At 60.7% G+C, this 18294-nt stretch carries 23 protein-coding genes; 11 read left to right on the top strand and 12 right to left on the bottom strand.

Annotated elements, in window-relative coordinates; translation table 11 throughout:
* The first annotated feature begins 7 nt into the window (after nucleotides 1–7).
* The 3 genes from ACFRFQ_RS24700 to ACFRFQ_RS24690 all read left to right on the top strand — a co-directional run bounded on the left by ACFRFQ_RS24700 (nucleotide 8) and on the right by ACFRFQ_RS24690 (nucleotide 3460).
* The gene (locus ACFRFQ_RS24700) at nucleotides 8–1168 is read left to right on the top strand and encodes a DDE-type integrase/transposase/recombinase (RefSeq protein ID WP_378663559.1); all 1161 of its coding nucleotides are present in this window, start codon (nucleotides 8–10) and stop codon (nucleotides 1166–1168) included.
* Nucleotides 1169–1266: 98 nt separating this feature from the next.
* On the top strand, nucleotides 1267–1698 hold the full coding sequence (locus tag ACFRFQ_RS24695; RefSeq protein WP_378663556.1) for an SRPBCC family protein: 432 nt from the start codon (nucleotides 1267–1269) through the stop codon (nucleotides 1696–1698).
* A 112-nt stretch (nucleotides 1699–1810) separates the two neighbouring features.
* Nucleotides 1811–3460 (top strand): substrate-binding domain-containing protein, encoded by a 1650-nt coding sequence (locus ACFRFQ_RS24690; protein ID WP_378663553.1) that lies wholly within the window; start codon nucleotides 1811–1813, stop codon nucleotides 3458–3460.
* A gap of 6 nt (nucleotides 3461–3466) precedes the next feature.
* Here ACFRFQ_RS24690 and ACFRFQ_RS24685 read toward each other — a convergent pair whose 3' ends face one another.
* Together ACFRFQ_RS24685 and ACFRFQ_RS24680 are read right to left on the bottom strand one after the other, a co-directional pair.
* Entirely contained in the window at nucleotides 3467–4375 is a 909-nt protein-coding gene (locus tag ACFRFQ_RS24685; RefSeq protein ID WP_378664161.1) for a transporter substrate-binding domain-containing protein, read from the bottom strand.
* Between the two features lie 67 nt (nucleotides 4376–4442).
* A complete protein-coding gene (locus ACFRFQ_RS24680) occupies nucleotides 4443–4715 on the bottom strand; it encodes a WhiB family transcriptional regulator (protein ID WP_378663551.1) in 273 nt (90 codons plus the stop codon).
* A gap of 116 nt (nucleotides 4716–4831) precedes the next feature.
* Here ACFRFQ_RS24680 and ACFRFQ_RS24675 point away from each other — a divergent pair, with 116 nt between their 5' ends.
* Nucleotides 4832–7102 carry an ATP-dependent DNA ligase gene (locus ACFRFQ_RS24675; RefSeq protein WP_378663548.1) on the top strand — a complete coding sequence of 757 codons (2271 nt, stop codon included), beginning with the start codon at nucleotides 4832–4834 and terminating at the stop codon, nucleotides 7100–7102.
* Nucleotides 7103–7111: 9 nt separating this feature from the next.
* On the opposite strand, the gene ACFRFQ_RS24670 is transcribed toward ACFRFQ_RS24675, so the two are convergent.
* Nucleotides 7112–7576, bottom strand: a complete 465-nt coding sequence (locus ACFRFQ_RS24670) for a flavin reductase family protein (RefSeq protein ID WP_378664158.1) — start codon at nucleotides 7574–7576, stop codon at nucleotides 7112–7114.
* Between the two features lie 86 nt (nucleotides 7577–7662).
* Entirely contained in the window at nucleotides 7663–7953 is a 291-nt protein-coding gene (locus ACFRFQ_RS24665) for a hypothetical protein (RefSeq protein WP_378663545.1), read from the bottom strand.
* 214 nt (nucleotides 7954–8167) lie between these two features.
* Between ACFRFQ_RS24665 and ACFRFQ_RS24660 the strand changes: the two genes are divergently transcribed.
* Nucleotides 8168–8827 (top strand): HemK2/MTQ2 family protein methyltransferase, encoded by a 660-nt coding sequence (locus ACFRFQ_RS24660; RefSeq protein WP_378663542.1) that lies wholly within the window; start codon nucleotides 8168–8170, stop codon nucleotides 8825–8827.
* Here ACFRFQ_RS24660 and ACFRFQ_RS24655 read toward each other — a convergent pair.
* Nucleotides 8816–9883 carry an iron-containing redox enzyme family protein gene (locus ACFRFQ_RS24655; protein ID WP_378663540.1) on the bottom strand — a complete coding sequence of 356 codons (1068 nt, stop codon included), beginning with the start codon at nucleotides 9881–9883 and terminating at the stop codon, nucleotides 8816–8818. The two genes, ACFRFQ_RS24660 and ACFRFQ_RS24655, sit on opposite strands and share 12 nt — an antisense overlap.
* Here ACFRFQ_RS24655 and ACFRFQ_RS24650 point away from each other — a divergent pair, their 5' ends adjacent.
* Entirely contained in the window at nucleotides 9884–10111 is a 228-nt protein-coding gene (locus ACFRFQ_RS24650; protein ID WP_378663537.1) for a CDGSH iron-sulfur domain-containing protein, read from the top strand. It abuts the gene before it with no gap.
* Between the two features lie 91 nt (nucleotides 10112–10202).
* Here the strand turns inward: ACFRFQ_RS24650 and ACFRFQ_RS24645 are convergent, their stop codons facing one another.
* From ACFRFQ_RS24645 to ACFRFQ_RS24625, 5 genes are all read right to left on the bottom strand, one after another.
* Nucleotides 10203–10358 (bottom strand): DUF6131 family protein, encoded by a 156-nt coding sequence (locus tag ACFRFQ_RS24645; protein WP_185993139.1) that lies wholly within the window; start codon nucleotides 10356–10358, stop codon nucleotides 10203–10205.
* A 90-nt stretch (nucleotides 10359–10448) separates the two neighbouring features.
* A complete protein-coding gene (locus ACFRFQ_RS24640) occupies nucleotides 10449–10646 on the bottom strand; it encodes a CsbD family protein (RefSeq protein WP_378663535.1) in 198 nt (65 codons plus the stop codon).
* Between the two features lie 75 nt (nucleotides 10647–10721).
* A complete protein-coding gene (locus tag ACFRFQ_RS24635) occupies nucleotides 10722–10985 on the bottom strand; it encodes a GlsB/YeaQ/YmgE family stress response membrane protein (protein WP_378663532.1) in 264 nt (87 codons plus the stop codon).
* 161 nt (nucleotides 10986–11146) lie between these two features.
* Nucleotides 11147–11692, bottom strand: a complete 546-nt coding sequence (locus ACFRFQ_RS24630; RefSeq protein ID WP_378663529.1) for a Dps family protein — start codon at nucleotides 11690–11692, stop codon at nucleotides 11147–11149.
* 84 nt (nucleotides 11693–11776) lie between these two features.
* Nucleotides 11777–11920 carry a hypothetical protein gene (locus ACFRFQ_RS24625; RefSeq protein WP_378663526.1) on the bottom strand — a complete coding sequence of 48 codons (144 nt, stop codon included), beginning with the start codon at nucleotides 11918–11920 and terminating at the stop codon, nucleotides 11777–11779.
* Between the two features lie 353 nt (nucleotides 11921–12273).
* Between ACFRFQ_RS24625 and ACFRFQ_RS24620 the strand changes: the two genes are divergently transcribed.
* Entirely contained in the window at nucleotides 12274–12585 is a 312-nt protein-coding gene (locus tag ACFRFQ_RS24620; protein ID WP_378663524.1) for a MerR family transcriptional regulator, read from the top strand.
* 8 nt (nucleotides 12586–12593) lie between these two features.
* Here the strand turns inward: ACFRFQ_RS24620 and ACFRFQ_RS24615 are convergent, their stop codons facing one another.
* Complete coding sequence (locus ACFRFQ_RS24615) at nucleotides 12594–12977, bottom strand: hypothetical protein (RefSeq protein ID WP_378663521.1); 384 nt, start codon at nucleotides 12975–12977, stop codon at nucleotides 12594–12596.
* 132 nt (nucleotides 12978–13109) lie between these two features.
* Nucleotides 13110–14213, bottom strand: a complete 1104-nt coding sequence (locus ACFRFQ_RS24610; RefSeq protein ID WP_378663518.1) for a serine hydrolase domain-containing protein — start codon at nucleotides 14211–14213, stop codon at nucleotides 13110–13112.
* 247 nt (nucleotides 14214–14460) lie between these two features.
* Between ACFRFQ_RS24610 and ACFRFQ_RS24605 the strand changes: the two genes are divergently transcribed.
* The 4 genes from ACFRFQ_RS24605 to ACFRFQ_RS24590 all read left to right on the top strand — a co-directional run bounded on the left by ACFRFQ_RS24605 (nucleotide 14461) and on the right by ACFRFQ_RS24590 (nucleotide 18249).
* Nucleotides 14461–14985: an NlpC/P60 family protein gene (locus ACFRFQ_RS24605; RefSeq protein WP_378663516.1), complete on the top strand. Its 525-nt coding sequence runs from the start codon at nucleotides 14461–14463 to the stop codon at nucleotides 14983–14985.
* A 63-nt stretch (nucleotides 14986–15048) separates the two neighbouring features.
* Complete coding sequence (locus ACFRFQ_RS24600) at nucleotides 15049–15726, top strand: response regulator (RefSeq protein WP_378663513.1); 678 nt, start codon at nucleotides 15049–15051, stop codon at nucleotides 15724–15726.
* Entirely contained in the window at nucleotides 15723–16718 is a 996-nt protein-coding gene (locus ACFRFQ_RS24595) for an ATP-binding protein (RefSeq protein ID WP_378663510.1), read from the top strand. The genes ACFRFQ_RS24600 and ACFRFQ_RS24595 overlap by 4 nt, the downstream gene beginning before the upstream one ends.
* Nucleotides 16719–16791: 73 nt before the next feature.
* Entirely contained in the window at nucleotides 16792–18249 is a 1458-nt protein-coding gene (locus ACFRFQ_RS24590; protein ID WP_378663507.1) for a DUF4153 domain-containing protein, read from the top strand.
* Nucleotides 18250–18294 lie beyond the last annotated feature (45 nt).

Below are 18294 nucleotides of genomic sequence, written 5' to 3'. Positions count from 1 at the left end.
TCGGTGGATGACACGCCGCCGAAAGATGCTCAGCCCTGCTGTCCTGGTCGCGATCACCGATCGAGCGGCCGGCCGCAAGGTCAACATCGCAGCCCTGTGCCGCGAGGAGAACATCAGTACCAGCTGGTTCTACGAACAACTCGGCCGGTTCACCGAAGGCGGCCTGGAAGCGTTGACACCGCACAGCACCGCACCCCACACACGACCCTCGACCACCCCACCCGGGGTGGTCGAGGCCATCGTGCGGGCCCGCAAAGACCTTCACGACGAAGGCAGCGACAACGGACCGTTCTACATTCGGCAACGACTGATCGCCGACGCAGAAACGATCGTCCCGTCCGAGTCGACGATCTACCGTCACCTCAAACAACGCGGACAGATCCTCGCGCAACCGAACAAACGCCCCCACACCTACCGTCGATTCGAATTCCCGGCACCGAACGCGTGCTGGCAGATCGACGGAACCCACGTCTACCTCGCGAACGGCACCCGAGTCACCGTCGTCGAGATCATCGACGACCACTCCCGCACCTGTATCGCATCACAGGCGGCAGCCTCCGAATCATTCGAATCTGCTTGGGCAGCTTTACAATCCGGCTTCGAGGAATACGGGCATCCGGCGATGATCCTCTCCGACAACGGCACCGCGTTCTCCGGTCGACGGCGTGGGACGATCTCCGAACTCGAACGTGAACTCGCTACCCTCGGGATCGTCGCGATCTCCTCCTCTGTCGCGCATCCGCAAACCTGTGGGAAGGTCGAACGCCACCACCAGACGATGAAGAAATGGCTTGCCGCGCGCCCGGCTGCGGCGTCGCTGCCGCACCTGCAGGTCCTGCTCGACGAGTACCGCCGTTTCTACAACAACCGGCCGCAGAAAACACTGGGCGGCGCCACTCCCGCCGAACGGTGGGAGGCGACGCCGCCGGCCGCACCCCATCCCACAGCGATGGTGGCAGCGGGGACGAGTACTCGTCCCAGTTCCCCGACCGGGGTGATCAAAATCCACGGACTCTCGATCCACCTCGGTCGAGTATGGAAAAACCGTGAGACCGTCGTGTTCTGGCAAGGCGAGCGTTACGCGGTGTTCGTCGACGACGAACTCGCACGCGAGCTCGTCGTCGACCGCACCCACACCCGACAACTTCTCAACCCACGAAAATCGTGAAGTGTCCGCGATGTCCTGACACATATGTGTCCACTAAGTCATGACACATCACAGGTACCTCCGGTAACTGGAAAGGCGCACAGCGCTATGGTCGCCCCATGGCAAAACTCACAGTGAAGATCGATGTCCCCCTGCCACCACAGGAAGTATGGGAGAAGGCCTCCGATCTCAGTGGTTACGAGAATTGGCTTGTCGTCCACGACGGTTGGCGAGGGGACATTCCCGAACAACTAGGGGTGGGGACCGAGATCAGCTCAGTAGTCACGGTGAAAGGCCTGCGTAATCGCGTGCGCTGGACAATCAAGAAGTACGACGTGCCCACGGCGTTGTCGCTCGAGGGTGACGGAAAGGGCGGCGTCAAGCTGGGGCTCGAACTCGACGTCAGGCCCAAGGGCGCTGGTTCGGAGTTGGCGTTGATCATCGAACTCGGTGGCGCTCCGCTTTTCGGACCCATCGGTTCCGGCGTTGCTCGGGCGCTCAAAGGCGATATCGAGCAGTCGTTGGCGGAGTTCGTTCGAATCTACGCCTGAATTCGCATAAGTAGTTACTTTGCGGCAAACATGAGTTAGGATTCTTTTCGGCGGGATAAACCGGGCATTGGTTTGTTATGGACTTGGTGCTCCGCCGGAGAGGATTCCGCACATGTCTGGTCGTCACGGCTCGTCCGGGGTACCTACAGCGTCTATGCCGCGATCAGTGAAAGTCCTGGTCGGAGTGCTGTCCGTGGTTGCCGTCGCAGGTTCCGCGGCATTTGCCGTCACCTTCGGTAACCTGGGCGAGGATGCTCCGACGGTCACACCCGCCGCCGCTTCCTCGGACTGCGCGCAGGTCGCCAACCTGGTGGTGGCGGTTGATCCGTCCATTGCGACCGGGGTTGACGCAGTAGCGTCGACCATCGATCCGGAAAAGCTCGGTTGCGCATCGTTTACCGTGGTGTCCCAGGACTCGGCTCGCGCTTATGGGGATCTTGCGCTCGGCGGTTCCGGTCCGGCGATCTGGATACCGGATTCGTCAGAATGGCTCGACAAGGCCGCGGCGGCTGGTCGTTCCGTCTCGAAGGTCAGCGAGTCGGTAGCGTCCACACCGGTTGTCACGGTGTCGAGATTCGGTGAAACTACGAGTCCGGCAAGCTGGCTCGACGTTCTGGCGGTTCCAGGACTGCACATCGGCGATCCGCTTTCCAGTGCTGTGTCCAGTGCGCCCATCGTGGCTGCGTTTGCCGAAACTCAGGCGCGCAGTGGCGATACGGCATCCATTTCGGCCGCGCTGGTTCCGGTGGCACAAGCTCAACTCGGGAATGTGAAGGAAGCCGGTTCGACTATCCGGATCGAGAAGGTTGCCGCGGACAGCGGAACCGCGATCACCACCGAACAGACTTTCGTCGCCTACATGGCCGCGCATCCCGATGCCCGGTTGACCGCCGCAGTCCCCACGTCCGGCACGGTGTTCATGGATTACCCGATGGCGCTGACGGGAGATTCCACTGCACTTCCGGCGGCGCAGGTTCTGGCTGACGCACTCACCTCTGACAAAGGCCGCCCAGCCTTGTCCGGTCTGGGTTTTCGTGCGGCGAGCAACGAACCGTTGCCGAGTGGCGGCGTCGGGATGATCACGCCGTTGGCGCCGAGCGATCCGTCGATGGTGACCACGGCCTTGGCGCGCTACGAGATTCTGTCCAGACCGTCCCGAGCACTGGCGGTTGTCGACGTCTCCGGTTCGATGGATTACATGGAGGGCGGGGTTACCCGCATGGCCGCCACGGCGCAGGCCGGCGACATCGCGATCCGAATGTTCCCGGCCAACGCACAATTGGGTCTGTGGGCCTTCTCGATCGACCTCGGCGACGGCACCGACTACCGAGAACTCGAACCGGTTACGCGAATGGATACACCCGAGGGCGACGCCGATCACCGGACCGAGCTTCTCTCGCACGTCGACGAACTACCGGCACTTGTCGGTGGTGGAACTGGTCTGTACGACAGTGTTCTGGCGGCGTTTCGCCAGATCCAGAGCACCTATGACCCGTCGTCGATCAATTCGGTCATTCTCCTGACCGACGGGGCCAACGACGATCCGTCCGGTATTTCACGCGAGGAGTTGCTCGACACTCTTGCACGTGAACGCGATGCAGCGCGTCCGGTGCCGATCATCACCATCGGCGTCACCGGTGATGCCGATACCGAAGTGTTGAAACAGATTTCAGCAGTCACCGGCGGAAACAGTCACTTCGCGCCCACGCCCGCCGATATTCCCAAGGTGTTTGTCGGCGCGATCAGCGGCCGCGGTAACTGACCGGAGCTAGTCGAGGATTTTTGCGTCCGCAGTATCGGTGATCCATTCGGTGGCAAGAGCTTCGAGGGTTCCGTCGGCGTACAGCGAGTCGACTGCGGCCGACACACACGCAGTGAGTGAACTGTTCTTCTCGAGGACAGCCCCGAAGAACTCGGTGACGGCGTTGGGCCGCGGAAACTGTCCGACGATGACGGATTGTGGCAGCTCGGTCTCCGTGATGTGGAATCCGGTGGGAATGTCGACAACAAGAGCGTCGATCTCACCGGCGGCCAGTGCTGCCTTGGCGTCGTCGGTGCTCGTGTAGGTCTGAGGCTGGGTCGACGGACTGATGGTCTCGGTAATGGCAAGCAGGCTGGTCGAGCCGGCCTGCGCGCCGAGTCGATACGACTTCAGCGAATTCAGATCTGGGGCCTGGGCGGCGCCGTTGTTCTGCAAGGCGATGACCGATTGCGCCACCGCGTAGTACGGCGAGCTGAAATCGACGGATTCGCGGCGCTCTCCCGAAATCGTGAACTGGTCGAGCGCGAAGTCGAAGTCTTTGTTGCCGGGCTTCAGGGCGTCGTTGAATGCGACGCTCGTGAAGGTGACCTGGCTGGGGGTGTATCCGAGCTTCTCGATCACGGCGCGGGCCACCGCACCTTCGAATCCTTGCCCGTTCGACGGATCGCCGTCGTGAAACCACGGCTCGTACGACGGAGTACCGGTGGCGATGGTGAGCGTGCCGTCCTTGGTGGTAGTGCCGCTGCCCGGACCGCATTCCGTCACGGCTGCAGTGGACGGAAGCTTGGTGAACGCCTCGGGAATGCTGGTGGTGGTTTCCGGGACTGCCGCGGCGCTCTCAGGTTGGGTGGAGCATGAACCCAACAGGATCGCGGAGGCGAAGATCGCGGTTACGGCAGCGCAACGTCGTGGCATGAGCACGTTGCCATCTTGCCTGTATGTCCGGTATCGCCGCGACCGGGGGCTCGTCAGAGGCGAGTCTTCAGGCTGCTGAGCGGCGCAGGGTGAGGCGTTCAGTGGGTGTAGTTCCTCCCCAGACACCGTGCGGTTCACCGGTCTCGAGTGCAAAGTTCAGGCAGTCGTCGATCACGGGGCAGCGGAAGCACACCTGCTTGGCCGTCTCTTCACGCGCAAGCCGATTGCGCCCGCGTTCCTCACCTGGTGAATAGAAGACGGCTGGATCGACGGACTTGCAGGTCGCGAACATTCGCCAGTTGTTGTCCACATTCGGTTCCGACCTGTGTCCCGTTGCCATCGCGGTTGTCCTTTCGACTGGAGTTCCAGTGTGGCCGGTGAGGGTTGGGCGAGGACAGGGTTCCGATCGCAGCGATTTCTACTGCCGGATCGCGGGCGCTGCAGCACAATGAAGTGATGGCGACGACTGATCGGGGCCAGATCACACTCGACGGCATAACCGTGCCCGTGACCAATCTCGGGAAGGTGCTCTATCCCGAGAGCGGAACCACCAAAGCCGAAGTCATCGACTACTACACTCGCATCTCCGCAGTCATGATTCCCCACGTGATCGGTCGACCGGGTACGCGGAAACGGTGGCCCAACGGGGTTGACGGTCAATCGTTTTTCGAGAAGAACCTTGCGTCGTCGGCACCGGATTGGCTGACCCGCGCGTCACTGCAGCACTCCGACCGAGTGGTCACGTATCCCATTTTCGATTCGGTGGCGTCGCTGGCGTGGCTCGGTCAGCAAGCGGCCCTCGAATTACATGTTCCGCAATGGCGATTCGACGGCTCCGAGCGCGGGCCTGCAACCCGCTTGGTGTTCGATCTCGACCCGGGCGAGGGCGTCGGGCTGGCTGAATGTGCCGAGGTGGCCCGTTCCATCCGTGATCTCGTGGGCACGCTGGGGTGGAGTGCGTATCCGGTGACAAGCGGAAGTAAGGGTATTCACCTGTATGTGCCACTTGATCGGCGGCTGGACGGCAGTGGTGCGTCGACCGTCGCCAAGCAGATTGCGGTGGGACTCGAGAAGATCCATCCGGGTCTGGTGACAGCGACGATGGCGCGAAATGTTCGCGCCGGCAAGATTTTTGTCGACTGGAGCCAGAACAACGCGGCCAAAACCACTATCGCTCCGTACTCGATGCGTGGACGTGCCCAGCCTTATGTTGCGGCGCCGCGCAGTTGGGACGAACTCGACGACCCGAAGTTGCGCCACCTACTGTTCGACGAGGTTCTCGAACGCGTTGACGGCGGCGGTGACTTGTTGGCCGATCTGGATCCACCCGTGGTGCAGCAGGATTCGCTGACACGATACCGCAGCAAGCGCGCGGCAGAGCGGACACCGGAACCGGTGCCGGATTCCGTTTCTCCGGGCGCCGTCGGCAATTCCTTTGTGATTCAGGAACATCACGCGCGACGCCTGCATTACGACGTTCGACTCGAACGCGATGGTGTGTTGGTGTCGTGGGCCGTTCCGAAAGGTGTGCCCACCACCGCGGGGGAGAATCGCTTGGCTGTTCACACCGAGGACCATCCGCTCGAGTACGCCACCTTCTCCGGCACGATTCCCCAGGGAGAGTACGGCGGCGGATCGATGACGATCTGGGATTCCGGAACGTACGAGACCGAGAAGTGGCGGGACGACGAGGTGATCGTGCGGTTGGAGGGAAACCGCGTGCAGGGTAGATTCGCGCTGATTCGGACCAAAGGTGACCAGTGGCTGATGCATCTGATGAAGGATCAGAAAGCCAGCTTCGGAATCGAGTTTCCGAGAGGGATCGAACCGATGCTCGCGACACCCGGAACGCTCGCGGGCCTGGATGAGGAGGAATGGGCATTCGAGGGTAAGTGGGATGGAATACGAGTGATTCTCGAGTTTCATTCGGGCATACTGTCGCTCCGCAGTCGGGCCGGAAATGACAAGACCGGCGACTATCCGGCGCTGGCTGGGCTTGCTTCGGTTCTGGCCGGCCACGAAGTGGTTCTCGACGGTGAAGTGGTGTCGTACAACGAGCAGGGTGTTACCGATTTCGGGGCCCTGCAGCGCGGCGGTGAACCTGAGTTTCTGGCTTTCGATCTCCTGTACCTCGATGGTGTGTCTTTGCTGCGGAAATCGTACACGGACCGTCGGACTGTTCTGAATGCGTTGGCCGCCAAGGTCGGTGATCTCACCGTGCCACCCCCGATCGAAGGAACAGCGGAGAAGGCGCTGGCGGTGAGCCGCGAATCCGGCTGGGAGGGGATCGTTGCAAAGCGTCGCGCCTCGGTCTATCTTCCTGCACGGAGAGGTTCGAGTTGGATCAAGGTCAAGAACTGGCGCAGCCAGGAGGTAGTGATCGGCGGGTGGCGCACCGGTCAAGGCAACCGGGCCCGGGGGATCGGTGCGCTCCTCCTGGGAATGCCGGGTGAAGGCGGGTTGAGCTACGTCGGCCGGGTGGGGACCGGCTTCACCGACCGCGACCTGGAAATGCTCAGGGCGCGTTTGGAACCTTTGCAGCAGAACGAAAACCCGTTCGAGGACGATGTGCCGGCCGACGATCGCAAAGGGGCGGTGTGGATCCGCCCCGAACTCGTGGGTGAAGTGCGATTCATGGATTGGACCGCGAGCGGTCGGCTGCGACACCCGAGCTGGCGGGGGCTGCGGGAGGACAAGTCGCCGACGGATGTGCGGCGGGATCCGTAGTGGGACGCACTAGGCGCTATGTCCGGGTTCGAGATCGCGGACGTCGGTGGAGGTGACAATCGGATCGAGATTATCAGGTGCAAAACCGGATTCGGGCTCCAGAAGGAAACCTACGTGGTCTCCGAGAGGGATGCGGTCGAGTATCCGTCCGCCGAACCACGCGGCTGCCTCGTCGAGTATGGGCAGGCCGTGGGGGCCGGGATGCCACGTGCAACGCGCGAACTTGTCGATGTCGTCGCCCGTTGATCCTCCGAACAACGTCGCCAATTCGATGTGATCTCTCGGAATGACATGAACAGCAAGAAATTCCGTGTTCAACGACGCGCGGTACGTGTGGTTCTTGTTCGACAGACCGACGAGGAAGCGGGGCGGTGCGATACTCACCTGAGACGCAAAACCTACCAGGCAACCCGAACGCTGATTCCCGTCGTACGTGGTGACGACGAACATCGGGTTTTCGAGTTCCCCGACCAGTTTGTCGAAAGCGCTTGTGTCCGGTAGTGATTCCTTGTCGTCAGAGCTGGAGTGTGCCCCTCGAGTCCCACTGGGGCGCTTACCCGTCAATGACCTTCCTGGTCCAGGAGATCCTTGCCTTCGAGGCGCTTGACGCGTCGCCGCTCGACAAGGACGGCGGCTACGCCCAGTGCGAGGGACGCCGCACACACGACGCCGGCGATCAACGCCCATCCGCGAAACCCGTAACCCAGTGCCACCAAGGTCAGCCCGAGTGTGGCCAGTGCGAGTCCGATGAGAAGGTATCCGGGGTAGTTGCGTCCGTCGGCGATCCCTTCGCCGACGTGCGATCGATTGGTATGTGCGTCGTCGACTGGTAATGCTTGCTCGTCGGTCATCACGCCTCCTGGGTTCATCTCGACGGGGAAGTCGAGGGAGCGACCTACCGGCCGCACCAGAAAAAGCTAATCTATATCCGTGGAAACAGATAATATCATGTAGTCATGCAATGATTGCGTTAACTCTTGTTCTGTCGGGCATGCATCCGTTGCCTGACACCTTGCATCGAGGCAGATACTGACCACAGGACGCTCAACTCTCGAGGAGTCACCGATGTTGCTACGGCTGCCAGGCGTGTACCCACCGCAAGAGGACACCTGGTTGTTGGCGGAGACGCTGGCAGCGGAAAGCCTCGGACCAGGATCACGCGTGCTCGACATTTGCGCCGGTACGGGCGCGTTGAGTCTGTGTGCTGCAGCTGCCGGGGCCGGCCGCGTCACTGCAATAGACATCTCGCGCCGCGCACTTGCCACTACCTGGATCAACGCCCGGCTGCGACGCCATTCGGTTCACGTGGTGCGCGGGAATTTGACCACGCCGGTGCGTGGTCAATGTTTCGACGTGATCGTGTCGAACCCGCCGTATGTGCCGGCGCACGACGATGTACTGCCCACTCACGGGATCGAGCGAGCCTGGGACGCGGGCGTAGACGGTCGGATGCTGTTGGATCGAATCTGCGCGACAGCACCCGCAATCCTTGCGCCGTCGGGTGTGCTGCTGATCGCGCAGTCGGTGCTCAGTGGGGTCGAGAAAACTCAGTCCATGCTGGAAGAACAGGGATTGTCCGTGGAGATCGCCGCGCGGGCCGAAATTCCGTTCGGGCGCGTGCTTTCCGACCGGGTGGCGCTTTTCGAAGCTCGGGGACTGATCAAGAGAGGGCAACGGACGGAAGAGATTGTCGTGATTCGTGCGGTGAACTACCTACTGGGGTGAACTGCGCAGTGACGTGTCCCCTCGGTCCCAGCAACCGGTGATGTGCTCTGCCAGCAGATCATCGAACACCAGACAGGCAGCAGCACCGAACAGAATGTCGCTTCCCGTCGTGGGGTCTTGTTCCGCCAGCTTGCCGGCGAGATCGCGGACCGCGATCTGTTCGTGAACGGAGTCTGCTTCTACATGCTCGTCGTAGAACAACGTTGCTCGCGCGCCGAAGCCGAGGCGCCGCAGCCCGGCACTGTAGTTCTTGCTGGGCAGCGACGACGTGGTTTCCACCGCGCACAGATGGCCGATCAACGCCCCGAGCAGGCGACGATGAAATCCGAAGAGCGAGAGCACATTGAGACTCGCAAGCGTCACAGCCGGAACTGCGTCGAGATAGTGTGCGTACCGATCCGACAGTCCGAGTTCGCGCATGGTGTTGGCGAAGAGGGTGGAGTGCATCCTCTCGAGTCGACCGCCACCGTACTCGTCGGCTTGCACTTCCACGAGCGCGGCCTTCGGGGCTCCGGACAGGCGCGGAATACCCAATGTGTGAACATCGGATTCTCGTAGCTGATTGAGAGAGCGGTGGACGAGTACCTCTTGAAACTGTTCGGTACTGGCGTCTGTTGCCATGAACTTGGACATGCTCGGACCGGTCGAGGGCGCGGTCATCGCCCACAATTGTGAAATGACGTCACCGGCTTCGACGTGGTGGCCTGCGACGAGCGTGCGTACTGCTGCCTCGAAGGACGACTCCAGCGCTGCGCGACCCGCAAGAAGATCGAGGTTCCATTCCCACTCGTCCGGCACCCCGGCGAGTCCCTGAAGATGCAGTTCGTACAGCAGCGTCAGCGACAATTGTGCGTCGTCGTCGAACACTATCGATGTACCGTCGTGCTCGCCGGCCGAACCCCGAGCGGCGGCGGTGAAGGCGGCCGGGTTAGCGTCAGATCCAGACAAGAGTGCAATCAACAGTTCGCTGACCGGCCCGCGGGCAGAAGGGATCGGCATACGAGTGCCGGTTGTTACTGCTTGTGATGGTGTTCGATCAATCCGTGTGGAGGACATATGAACTCCGATTCCGATCCTGGGGGCGACGATTCCGCTGTCACGATCACTGTATGCCCAGACGGGCCGCTGCTGGTTAGAGGCCCGGCGGCGCTGGTCGATGCCGACGGCAATCCGATCAGCCGTGAACGTGCAACTGTGGCGTTGTGTCGATGTGGTGGCACATCGATACCTCCCTTCTGCGACGGTACGCATAAAAAGAGAAAAGTTCGACGTTCTCATGAGTGACCACGAACCTGGTTCACGGCAGACGCCCGATGGGACGTTGGCGATCGGTAGTGATCGGCAACGCCCCACCGGGCAGGTTTGACGAGGTGGATCAATACCAGACTTTCCGGCCGCCCACCGCGCGGCCTGTAGCTCCGAGGAGCGACAAGACTGCGCCGACGACAACCAAAATGATGCCGATCGTAGTCAGAATGCTGATGGACGTGAAGTAGCCGACAAGCGCCAAGATAATGCCGAGAACAATCATTGTGAATCCTCATCTCTGATGTGCCGGAAGTTACTGTGAAATAAGAACTTCCGCTATGTGTTCACCGGTCGCGGTACCCGTGATTCCCGCTCAGTTGGTGAACTTGTCCTTGATATCGCTGGCAGCATCTGAAATATCGTCACCGACCTGTTTGGTCTTGCCTGAGACCTGATCCTGGGCGCCCTCGGCGGCAAGATCGTCGTTGTCGGTCTTGTGTCCGACCTTCTCTTTTGCTTCGCCGATGAGTTCCTCGGCCTTGTGCTTTGCCTTGTCGATGAAATCAGCCATGGTAATCGTAATCCTTTCGGGTGGATGTTGATTCGAGTCGTTCTGGATCTGGGAAGGTCCTGAATTTGAGAAGAGTCAGCGTCGGCCGACGACGGCCTTGACCAGGAAGAGCAAGATCACCGCGCCGAGTACACACGTGAAGAAGCTGAATATCAGGCCACCGCCGTTGACGTCGACACCGAATAATTTGAGAAGAAATCCGCCGATCAGGCCGCCGATAATGCCGACGACGATGTTCAAGAGAATTCCCATGGAGGCATCGGTTTTCATGATCTTGCTGCCGATCCAGCCGGCGAGCCCGCCGATGATGATCCAACCGAGGATGCCGAGTCCGAGCACAGTGAGTCTCCTTGTGACAGTGAGAATTCAAGAATGGAGGGGATTTCAGGGAGTCAGAGGGAAGTGATAGCAACAGCCCCGAGCAGTGTTCCCACTACTATCGATCCGGCCAGCAAACGTTGCTGAAGTCGGAAGATCCGAAGTTCGCGTTTCGTCACGGTTCAGGCTTTGCGTGCCTTGTCGGCTGCATCCAGTTCCGTCGAACTTCCTTCGTGTACAAGGCTTCCGCCTGAGTTCTCCAGATGAGCCCGGACGAACCACTGGAACTTCTCCAGCTGCGCTGTTTGGCCGATCAACATGTCTTCGGTGATGGGATCGATTTTTCCGACCGAGTCGATCGCGGCGCGGGAATCGGTGATGACTCCGGTGTACACGAGGTCCAGCGCGGCCAGGTGTGCGCGAGCGTCGTCACGTCCAACCGAGTAGTCGTCCCACGAGCGGTCGGCTTCGATGGCGCCGGCGGTGCCCTTCGGGGAGTTTCCGAGTGCGGCGATGCGTTCGGCAACGTCATCCGCGTATCCACGGACCAAATCGACTTGGGGATCGATCATTTCGTGTACGCCGATGAAGTTCGGGCCTATGACATTCCAGTGAATGTGCTTGAGAGTGAGGTGAAGATCGTTGTAGGCGCTCAGTCGTTCCTGCAGAAATGCGGCTACGCGTGCGCCGTCGTCGGTGCTCAGCCCCGGGATTGTGAATGTAGACATGTGTCTTCCTCTCGTCAGTGTGTCGAGCTGGTGCACTGGTATGTGCGGCTGCGGCACAAGTACTTTCGGATCGTTTCCGTCGATTCAGTTAATGCTTGCGGCCAGGTCCTCGGATATCGGATCCCCGAACATCAGGGCGATTCGCAGTTTGAGTTCCGGCGTGGCCAAGGTCGAACTACCGGAGTTGATCTCGCCGCTCTGTGCGGACGGGATGTCAATCGTCGTCATCGTGCTCCTGCGGTGTAGGGGAGGCGTGATGAGAGTCGGGCGGTCCGCTTCTCGTCAGCGCCTCGCAGTACTCAAATCTGTAGGCGAATCGGTACACATGTTCTCGTCAGGACGTACTAAAATCTATACCAGTGGGTGCAGATAATTAGCAAGCCGTCAGCGCCAGATTGGGGCCCGAACGGAATCGGTTGGAGGGTGAAACTATCGTCGTGTTCAGGCGAAATGTCCGAATAGGCAGAAATTGAAAAAATCTTCCGCACGACTGGCAATATGAAATCTATGTCTCAGAACGCAGATTCCTTGACTGAAGGTGTTAAAGTCGAGGAATCACCGATTGAGCGAGGAGGCTTGTAGTGACACTAGAGCCAGAGACGCGCTCACAGCGTGGCGTTTACGGCATCTCGGTGATGTCGGAGTTGTCCGGGGTCGGGCCTCAGACGTTGAGACTTTACGAGCGAAGGGGGCTGTTGACCCCGACACGCACCGGCGGCGGAACTCGCCGCTACAGCGAATCGGATCTGGAGACATTGCGTCGCATCACCGCGCTGATCGACGACGGAGTCAACTTGGTCGGCGTCCGATTGATTCTCTCGCTCGAGGCAGAGAACTCAAGTCTTGCGGCGCGGATCGCCCAGTTGAGTGAATCGGTAGACGATCAGGCCTGACCTTCGAGTCAGTCGACGTCGGTCGCTTCGGAACGGCTGATATCCCCGAAGTCTGCATCGGCAACGATCTTGTTTCCGTCGGCTTCGAGTGAGGCCAGTGCGGAATCGAAGGCGTCGATGAGCCACTGATGTGTTGCTTCGGCGAGCAGTTCGTCCGGCGCGCCGTCGATATCGGCCTGGAAGAAGCGAACCAGCCAGGTTCCGCTGGCACCCGGTTCGTTCGACAAGCCCTGTGGTGTGTTTGTGGCGAGGACGTGGCGGTTGTATTCGAGATCCACCCGGATGGAATAGGCGCCGGCCAGATTGACGATGTTCGCGGGGCGCTGTGTGGCTGCTGCCAGCGCGATCAGTGCGTCGTTGTACATTTCCGCGTACTTCACAGTGAGTGGCATGGTCGGCCTATCTGTTCGACGTGGCCGATGCAGCACAGCATGGCAAGGATAAAACGGTTCAAACGCCCATACCAGGCAAAGAACTGAAATTTATCCTATCTCAGACAGGTGCAGGGGGACTCCGGCGGCCGTTCAGGGGCACAGCGCGTGGGAGAGCATGGCCACGATGTCCGGTTGTTCCTTCGGGGTAGAGGTCAAGGTCACGGTGTATGCGCGATCTTCCGTTGCACCGGACAACGTGTAATAGCCGTAGATTCCACCGCTGTGTCCGATATAGGTAACCCCGCACGGCAGTTCGGTGGATCCGACTCCCAAGCCGTAACCCAGGCCTTCGGCCTCGGTGGCACCGCTTTGTGGGGTGGTCATCTCGGTGAGTTCCTTCTCCGGGACGATCTTCCCGCTCAACAAGGCGCGCCAGAAGGTGTTGAGATCCTTGCCGGTAGACACCAGGGCGCCCGCCGACCAGGGGATAGACGGTTCGATCCGCGAGACATCGGTGCGGCCGCCAAGCAGATCGGCATACCCGGTCATGTGCTCACCTCTGATGTCTCGCTCACCTGGCGGCGGGAGATACGTGTCCCGGAGTTGGAATGGTTCCAGAATCCGAGTGTGCAATGCGTCGGCGTAGCTTCGGCCGGTCACAGCTTCTACGAGCATTCCGAGAACGATGTAATTGGTGTTGGTGTAGCGAAACCCTGATCCAGGCTCGAACTGCGCGGGCTTGCTCATAGCGATGGCCACAGCGTCGACCGGCGTGAGGGTGCGATTTTCGTTCGCGGCCACCCATTCGTCTGCGTTGGGTTCACCGGCGAACTCGGGTAATCCGCTGCGGTGTTGTAGTAGGTGCCGGACAGTGATGGTGTTGCCCTGCAACAGTCCGGGCAGATAGCGATCGACCGGTGCGTCGAGGTCGATCTTGTCCTGCGCTACCAGTTGCAGCACGAGGGCCGCGGTGAATGTCTTTGTCACGCTGCCGATCCGGACGCGATAGTTCGGCCCGATTGAATCGCCATTCGTCTGGTGGGGGACACCACTGGTCAGGACAACCGTGCTCGAGTTGTCGTCGAGCGTTGCGATCGAGCCGATTGCTCCGGATTTCGTGAGCGAATCCAGATCCGATTGAACCTCGAAGTTCCGTTGGAGCGTCGAGCAGCCGACTAGTGCCATCGCGGCCGCGACTGTGGCAATCGTCGCGGCCGCGCCTGTGGCAATCGTGGCCAAGACGTGTGAGCGCATACATCGAATCTAGGGATCGACGGTGCGCGGGAAATCCAGGAAGTCCCGGATCTTTCCCTGATCTTTCTCGGGCGCCGGGGACAAAAGGCCTCATTCTGCATGGGAATGCCGATTCTTGTCTGAATTGCCCGAGTTGGTCGTTAGCATCCGAAGGTCACGTGCTCATTTCATATCCGACCAGTTCAACGCCATTTCGGTGCGATGGCCGCACCTCTGTAGAGCTGCACCTCTAACGAAGGACGGTTGCATGAGGAAGTCGACACTGCGTAAGGGAACGGTTGCAGCCCTGCTGACCGGAAGCGTGCTGCTCCTGTCTGCGGCACCTGCTCTCGCGGAACCTGGTAGCGCTGGTAGCGCAGGCAGTACCGGGTCACTGGGCAGCCTTGGCAGCATCAGCAGTGGTTCTGCGGCCCTTCCGATCCCCAGTCCCGCGGGTTTGATCGCCTTGGCGGCCGCCACAACCCAAACCGGAAAGCCCTATCAGTGGGGTGGCGTCGGACCGAACTCGTGGGATTGCTCCGGACTGGTGCAGTGGGCATTCCGGCAGGCCGGCGTGAATCTTCCCCGAACCAGCCAGGAGCAAGCCCGCGTGGGACAGGCAGTTCCACGGTGGGCACTAGCTCCCGGCGACGTCATCACCTTCTATCCCGGCGCGACGCACGTCGGAATCTACGCGGGCTTCGGAATGGTGTTCAACGCGTACGGCGTCGGAGTTCCTACAGGTCTCACGCCCTTGGCGGATTTCCCGATCAACAACATTCGACGCTTCTAATCTGCACAGAACCTTCACAAGTCCTCCCAGGTTCATCCACGTCGGGCTAATACAGTCAGTTCCATGAGTCAGCGAAAAGTGCTCGTGGTCGACGACGAAGTCAGCATCTGCGAATCGATTGCCGCGCGTCTGCGTGCCGAGGGATTCGACGTGGAGCTGGCATTCGACGGACCCAGTGCTGTCTCGCGGTGCGCCGAAGTCAATCCGGACCTGGTGGTTCTCGACGTGATGATGCCCGGATTCGACGGACTCGAAGTGTGCCGTCGAATCCAGGCCGTACGACCGGTGCCCGTTCTGATGCTCACGGCGCGCGCCGACGAAACCGACATGGTGATCGGTTTGGGCGTCGGCGCTGACGATTACCTCAGCAAGCCGTTCAGTATGCGGGTGCTTGTTGCGCGGGTACAGGCACTGCTCCGACGTGCTGATCGCCCCGCCCGGCCGGTATCCGATCTTCTTGAATTCGGTGATGTCGTGATCGACCTGACCGAACGTCGGGTGCGCCGTGACACGCAAGAAGTACACCTGACGCGGACCGAATTCGATCTGATCGTGTACCTGGCGGAGCGACCCAGAGCCGCGATTCCCCGCGAATCACTGCTCGAGGAGATCTGGGGATGGGGCGAAGGGGCAGGTAGCCGCACCGTCGACAGTCACGTCAAGGCGCTGCGACGCAAACTGGGGCCATCGGTGATCCGAACTGTTCACGGTGTCGGCTACGCGTGGGACGCGCCGCGATGAGCGTCGTCGAGCGACTTCTTGCTCGGTGGCCACGACCGTTGGACCCGATGCGGTCCTTCAAGGTGAAGGTCGGGTTGCTGGTCGTCGCCGCACTGCTGTTCGCATCAGGTGGTTTCTGGCTGACGTCGCAACAACCATTCCGATTCGCTCTGTTGACGGCATTGGTTGTTGCCCTAGGCGTTACGCAGGTGCTCGCCCACGGTATGACTTCTCCTCTTCGTGAGATGACGGCAGCGGCCAAGGCGATGGCGCGTGGTGACTATTCGCGCCGAGTACGGGCGACGTCCCGAGACGAAGTGGGCGAGCTTGCAACGGCATTCAATCGAATGGCCGAGGATCTCGGTGCCGACGACCGGTATCGCCGCGAGTTGATCGGCAACGTATCGCATGAATTACGCACGCCGATAACTGCTTTGCAGGCGATGCTCGAGAACATCGTCGACGGGGTACAGGATCCGAACCCGGACATGATGCGTTCGGCTCTCGCTCAAACCGAACGTCTCGGTGCTCTGGTGGACGATCTGCTTGATCTCTCGAAACTCGAGGGCGGTGCAATGCCCTTGAATCCCAAGATGTTCGAGGTAGCGCCATTCCTGAACGAACTGATGTCGCAGCGTCGGGGAGGCGTGGACATCGATGTGAGCCCTGCGTCGTTGAGCATATCCGCCGATCCGGATCGACTGCATCAGGTAGTGACCAACCTGCTGGACAACGCTGTTCGTCACGGCGGCGTCGACGCCCACGCCGTGATTCGTGTGCGCCGGGATTCTGCCCGCGGCGTCGTGATCGACGTCCATGACGACGGTCCGGGGATCGAGCCGTCCGCCCGCTCCGAGGTCTTCGACAGATTCATTCGAGGTGGTTCCACAGACGGCGGCACCGGCCTTGGACTTGCCATCGCGAAGTGGGCCGTCGAATTGCATGGCGGCACTATTGCCGTCGTCGATGCGCCAACAGGGTGCTGTATTCGAGTGGTACTGCCACAGAACTGAATTAACCGATTATCGAAGGCGCACCCCACCCGGTTCTGCGCCTGATTTGCCGATCCTGAAAGTAGGTTTGATAATGACTACTCCGGTTGCCGTTACACCAAAACCCAGTGCGCCGACACGGCCAGTGCCACGCGTATGGCGCCGAGATCGAACGTCCATTCCGACGCGCCCGATGTTGATCGGGTCGGCAGTCGTGGGTGTGCTTGCCGCCCTGATCCTCGATGTCGACACTATTGGTGTTGCTTACGCGATCGTGTTTGTCGGTGTCACCGTAGTTGTCGGGATCCTTACGCCGCCACGGCTGACACCGATTCAATGGGGCGCCTGTGCCGGTGCGCTGGCGTTGTTCGGTGTGGCTGCGGTTCGCGGTGCGGGATGGCTTGTCTTCGTGTGCCTGGTGGCGGCGTGGGTTGTGTTCACGTGGGCGTTGATCGGTGGCCGGACGTGGACGGGCATCGCGTTGGGAACGATCATGCCGTGGCGTGCTCCGCTACGGGTGATGCGCTTTGCTCGGCGCACAAACGCGAGACCTGGTACAGCGCTGCGAGTGCCGGCCGTCCGCGTGGTGGCCGTCGGTGCCGTCAGCGTCGCAATGCTCCTGATATTCGGATCTCTTTTTGCCAGTGCGGACCCGGAATTCGCGAAGTTCTTCAGCGGCGCCGCGCCCTCGATTCGCGTCGACGAAACAATCGCGCACCTGTTCATCGGAATCCTGGTGGCTTTCGGGACGCTCACGGCTGTGTATCTGCGGCGCCGGACACCCGACGTCGACGCGCTTGCTCCGGCACCGGCGTCGCCGCTACCGCTGTGGGAGTGGGTGGTGCCTCTCGCGATGCTGAACGTGCTGTTCTTGGGATTTGTTGCAGTGCAGCTCAAGACGCTGTTCGGTGGTGACAACCACGTGCAGGTCACCGACGGCCTGACGTATGCAGACTATGCGCGCCAAGGATTTTGGCAGCTGATGATGGTGACGGTGCTGACATTGGTGGTGATCGCGGTTGCGGTTCGGCGTGTAGATCGCGGCGATCGCAGATCGAGGGTACTGGCCCGAGGGCTTCTGGGTGCACTCTGCACGTTCAGCCTCGTGATTGTGGCGTCAGCGGTTCATCGAATGTGGTTGTACGAGAACCAGTACGGATTCACGAGGCTGCGCGTGAGTGTCTTTGCTGTCGAACTGCTGCTCGGGCTGGTCTTTGTTCTGCTGATCATCGCGGGAGTACGGATGTCGGGCGCGTGGCTGCCGACAGCTGTACTGGCCATGGCCACGGTGGGTTTGCTGGGCTTTGCGTTCTTCAACCCTGATGCATACATCGCGGAGAAGAACGTCGAGCGGTTCGAGGCGGGGAAGAGCATCGATGTGAACTACTTGAGCACGCTATCGGTCGACGCCGTTCCTGCTCTTGATCGACTGCCGGAGCCCCAACGCAGCGATTCGCTGTGGTACCTGAAACAGGATCTGCGTGGATCCGAGGATTCGTGGTGGGAGTTCAACAGTGCACGTGAGCAGGCGAGAGAAATCCTGTTCGGGTAGCCGCGCGCCGATTGTGCAGCCGCAGCGGTAACTACCCGTGCGGCT

This window comes from Rhodococcus sp. NPDC056743, from assembly GCF_042790355.1.
Classification (GTDB): Bacteria; Actinomycetota; Actinomycetes; order Mycobacteriales; family Mycobacteriaceae; genus Rhodococcus_F.
The sequence above is the reverse complement of the archived record's forward strand: the minus strand, read 5'-3'. Positions and strand labels throughout refer to the sequence as shown.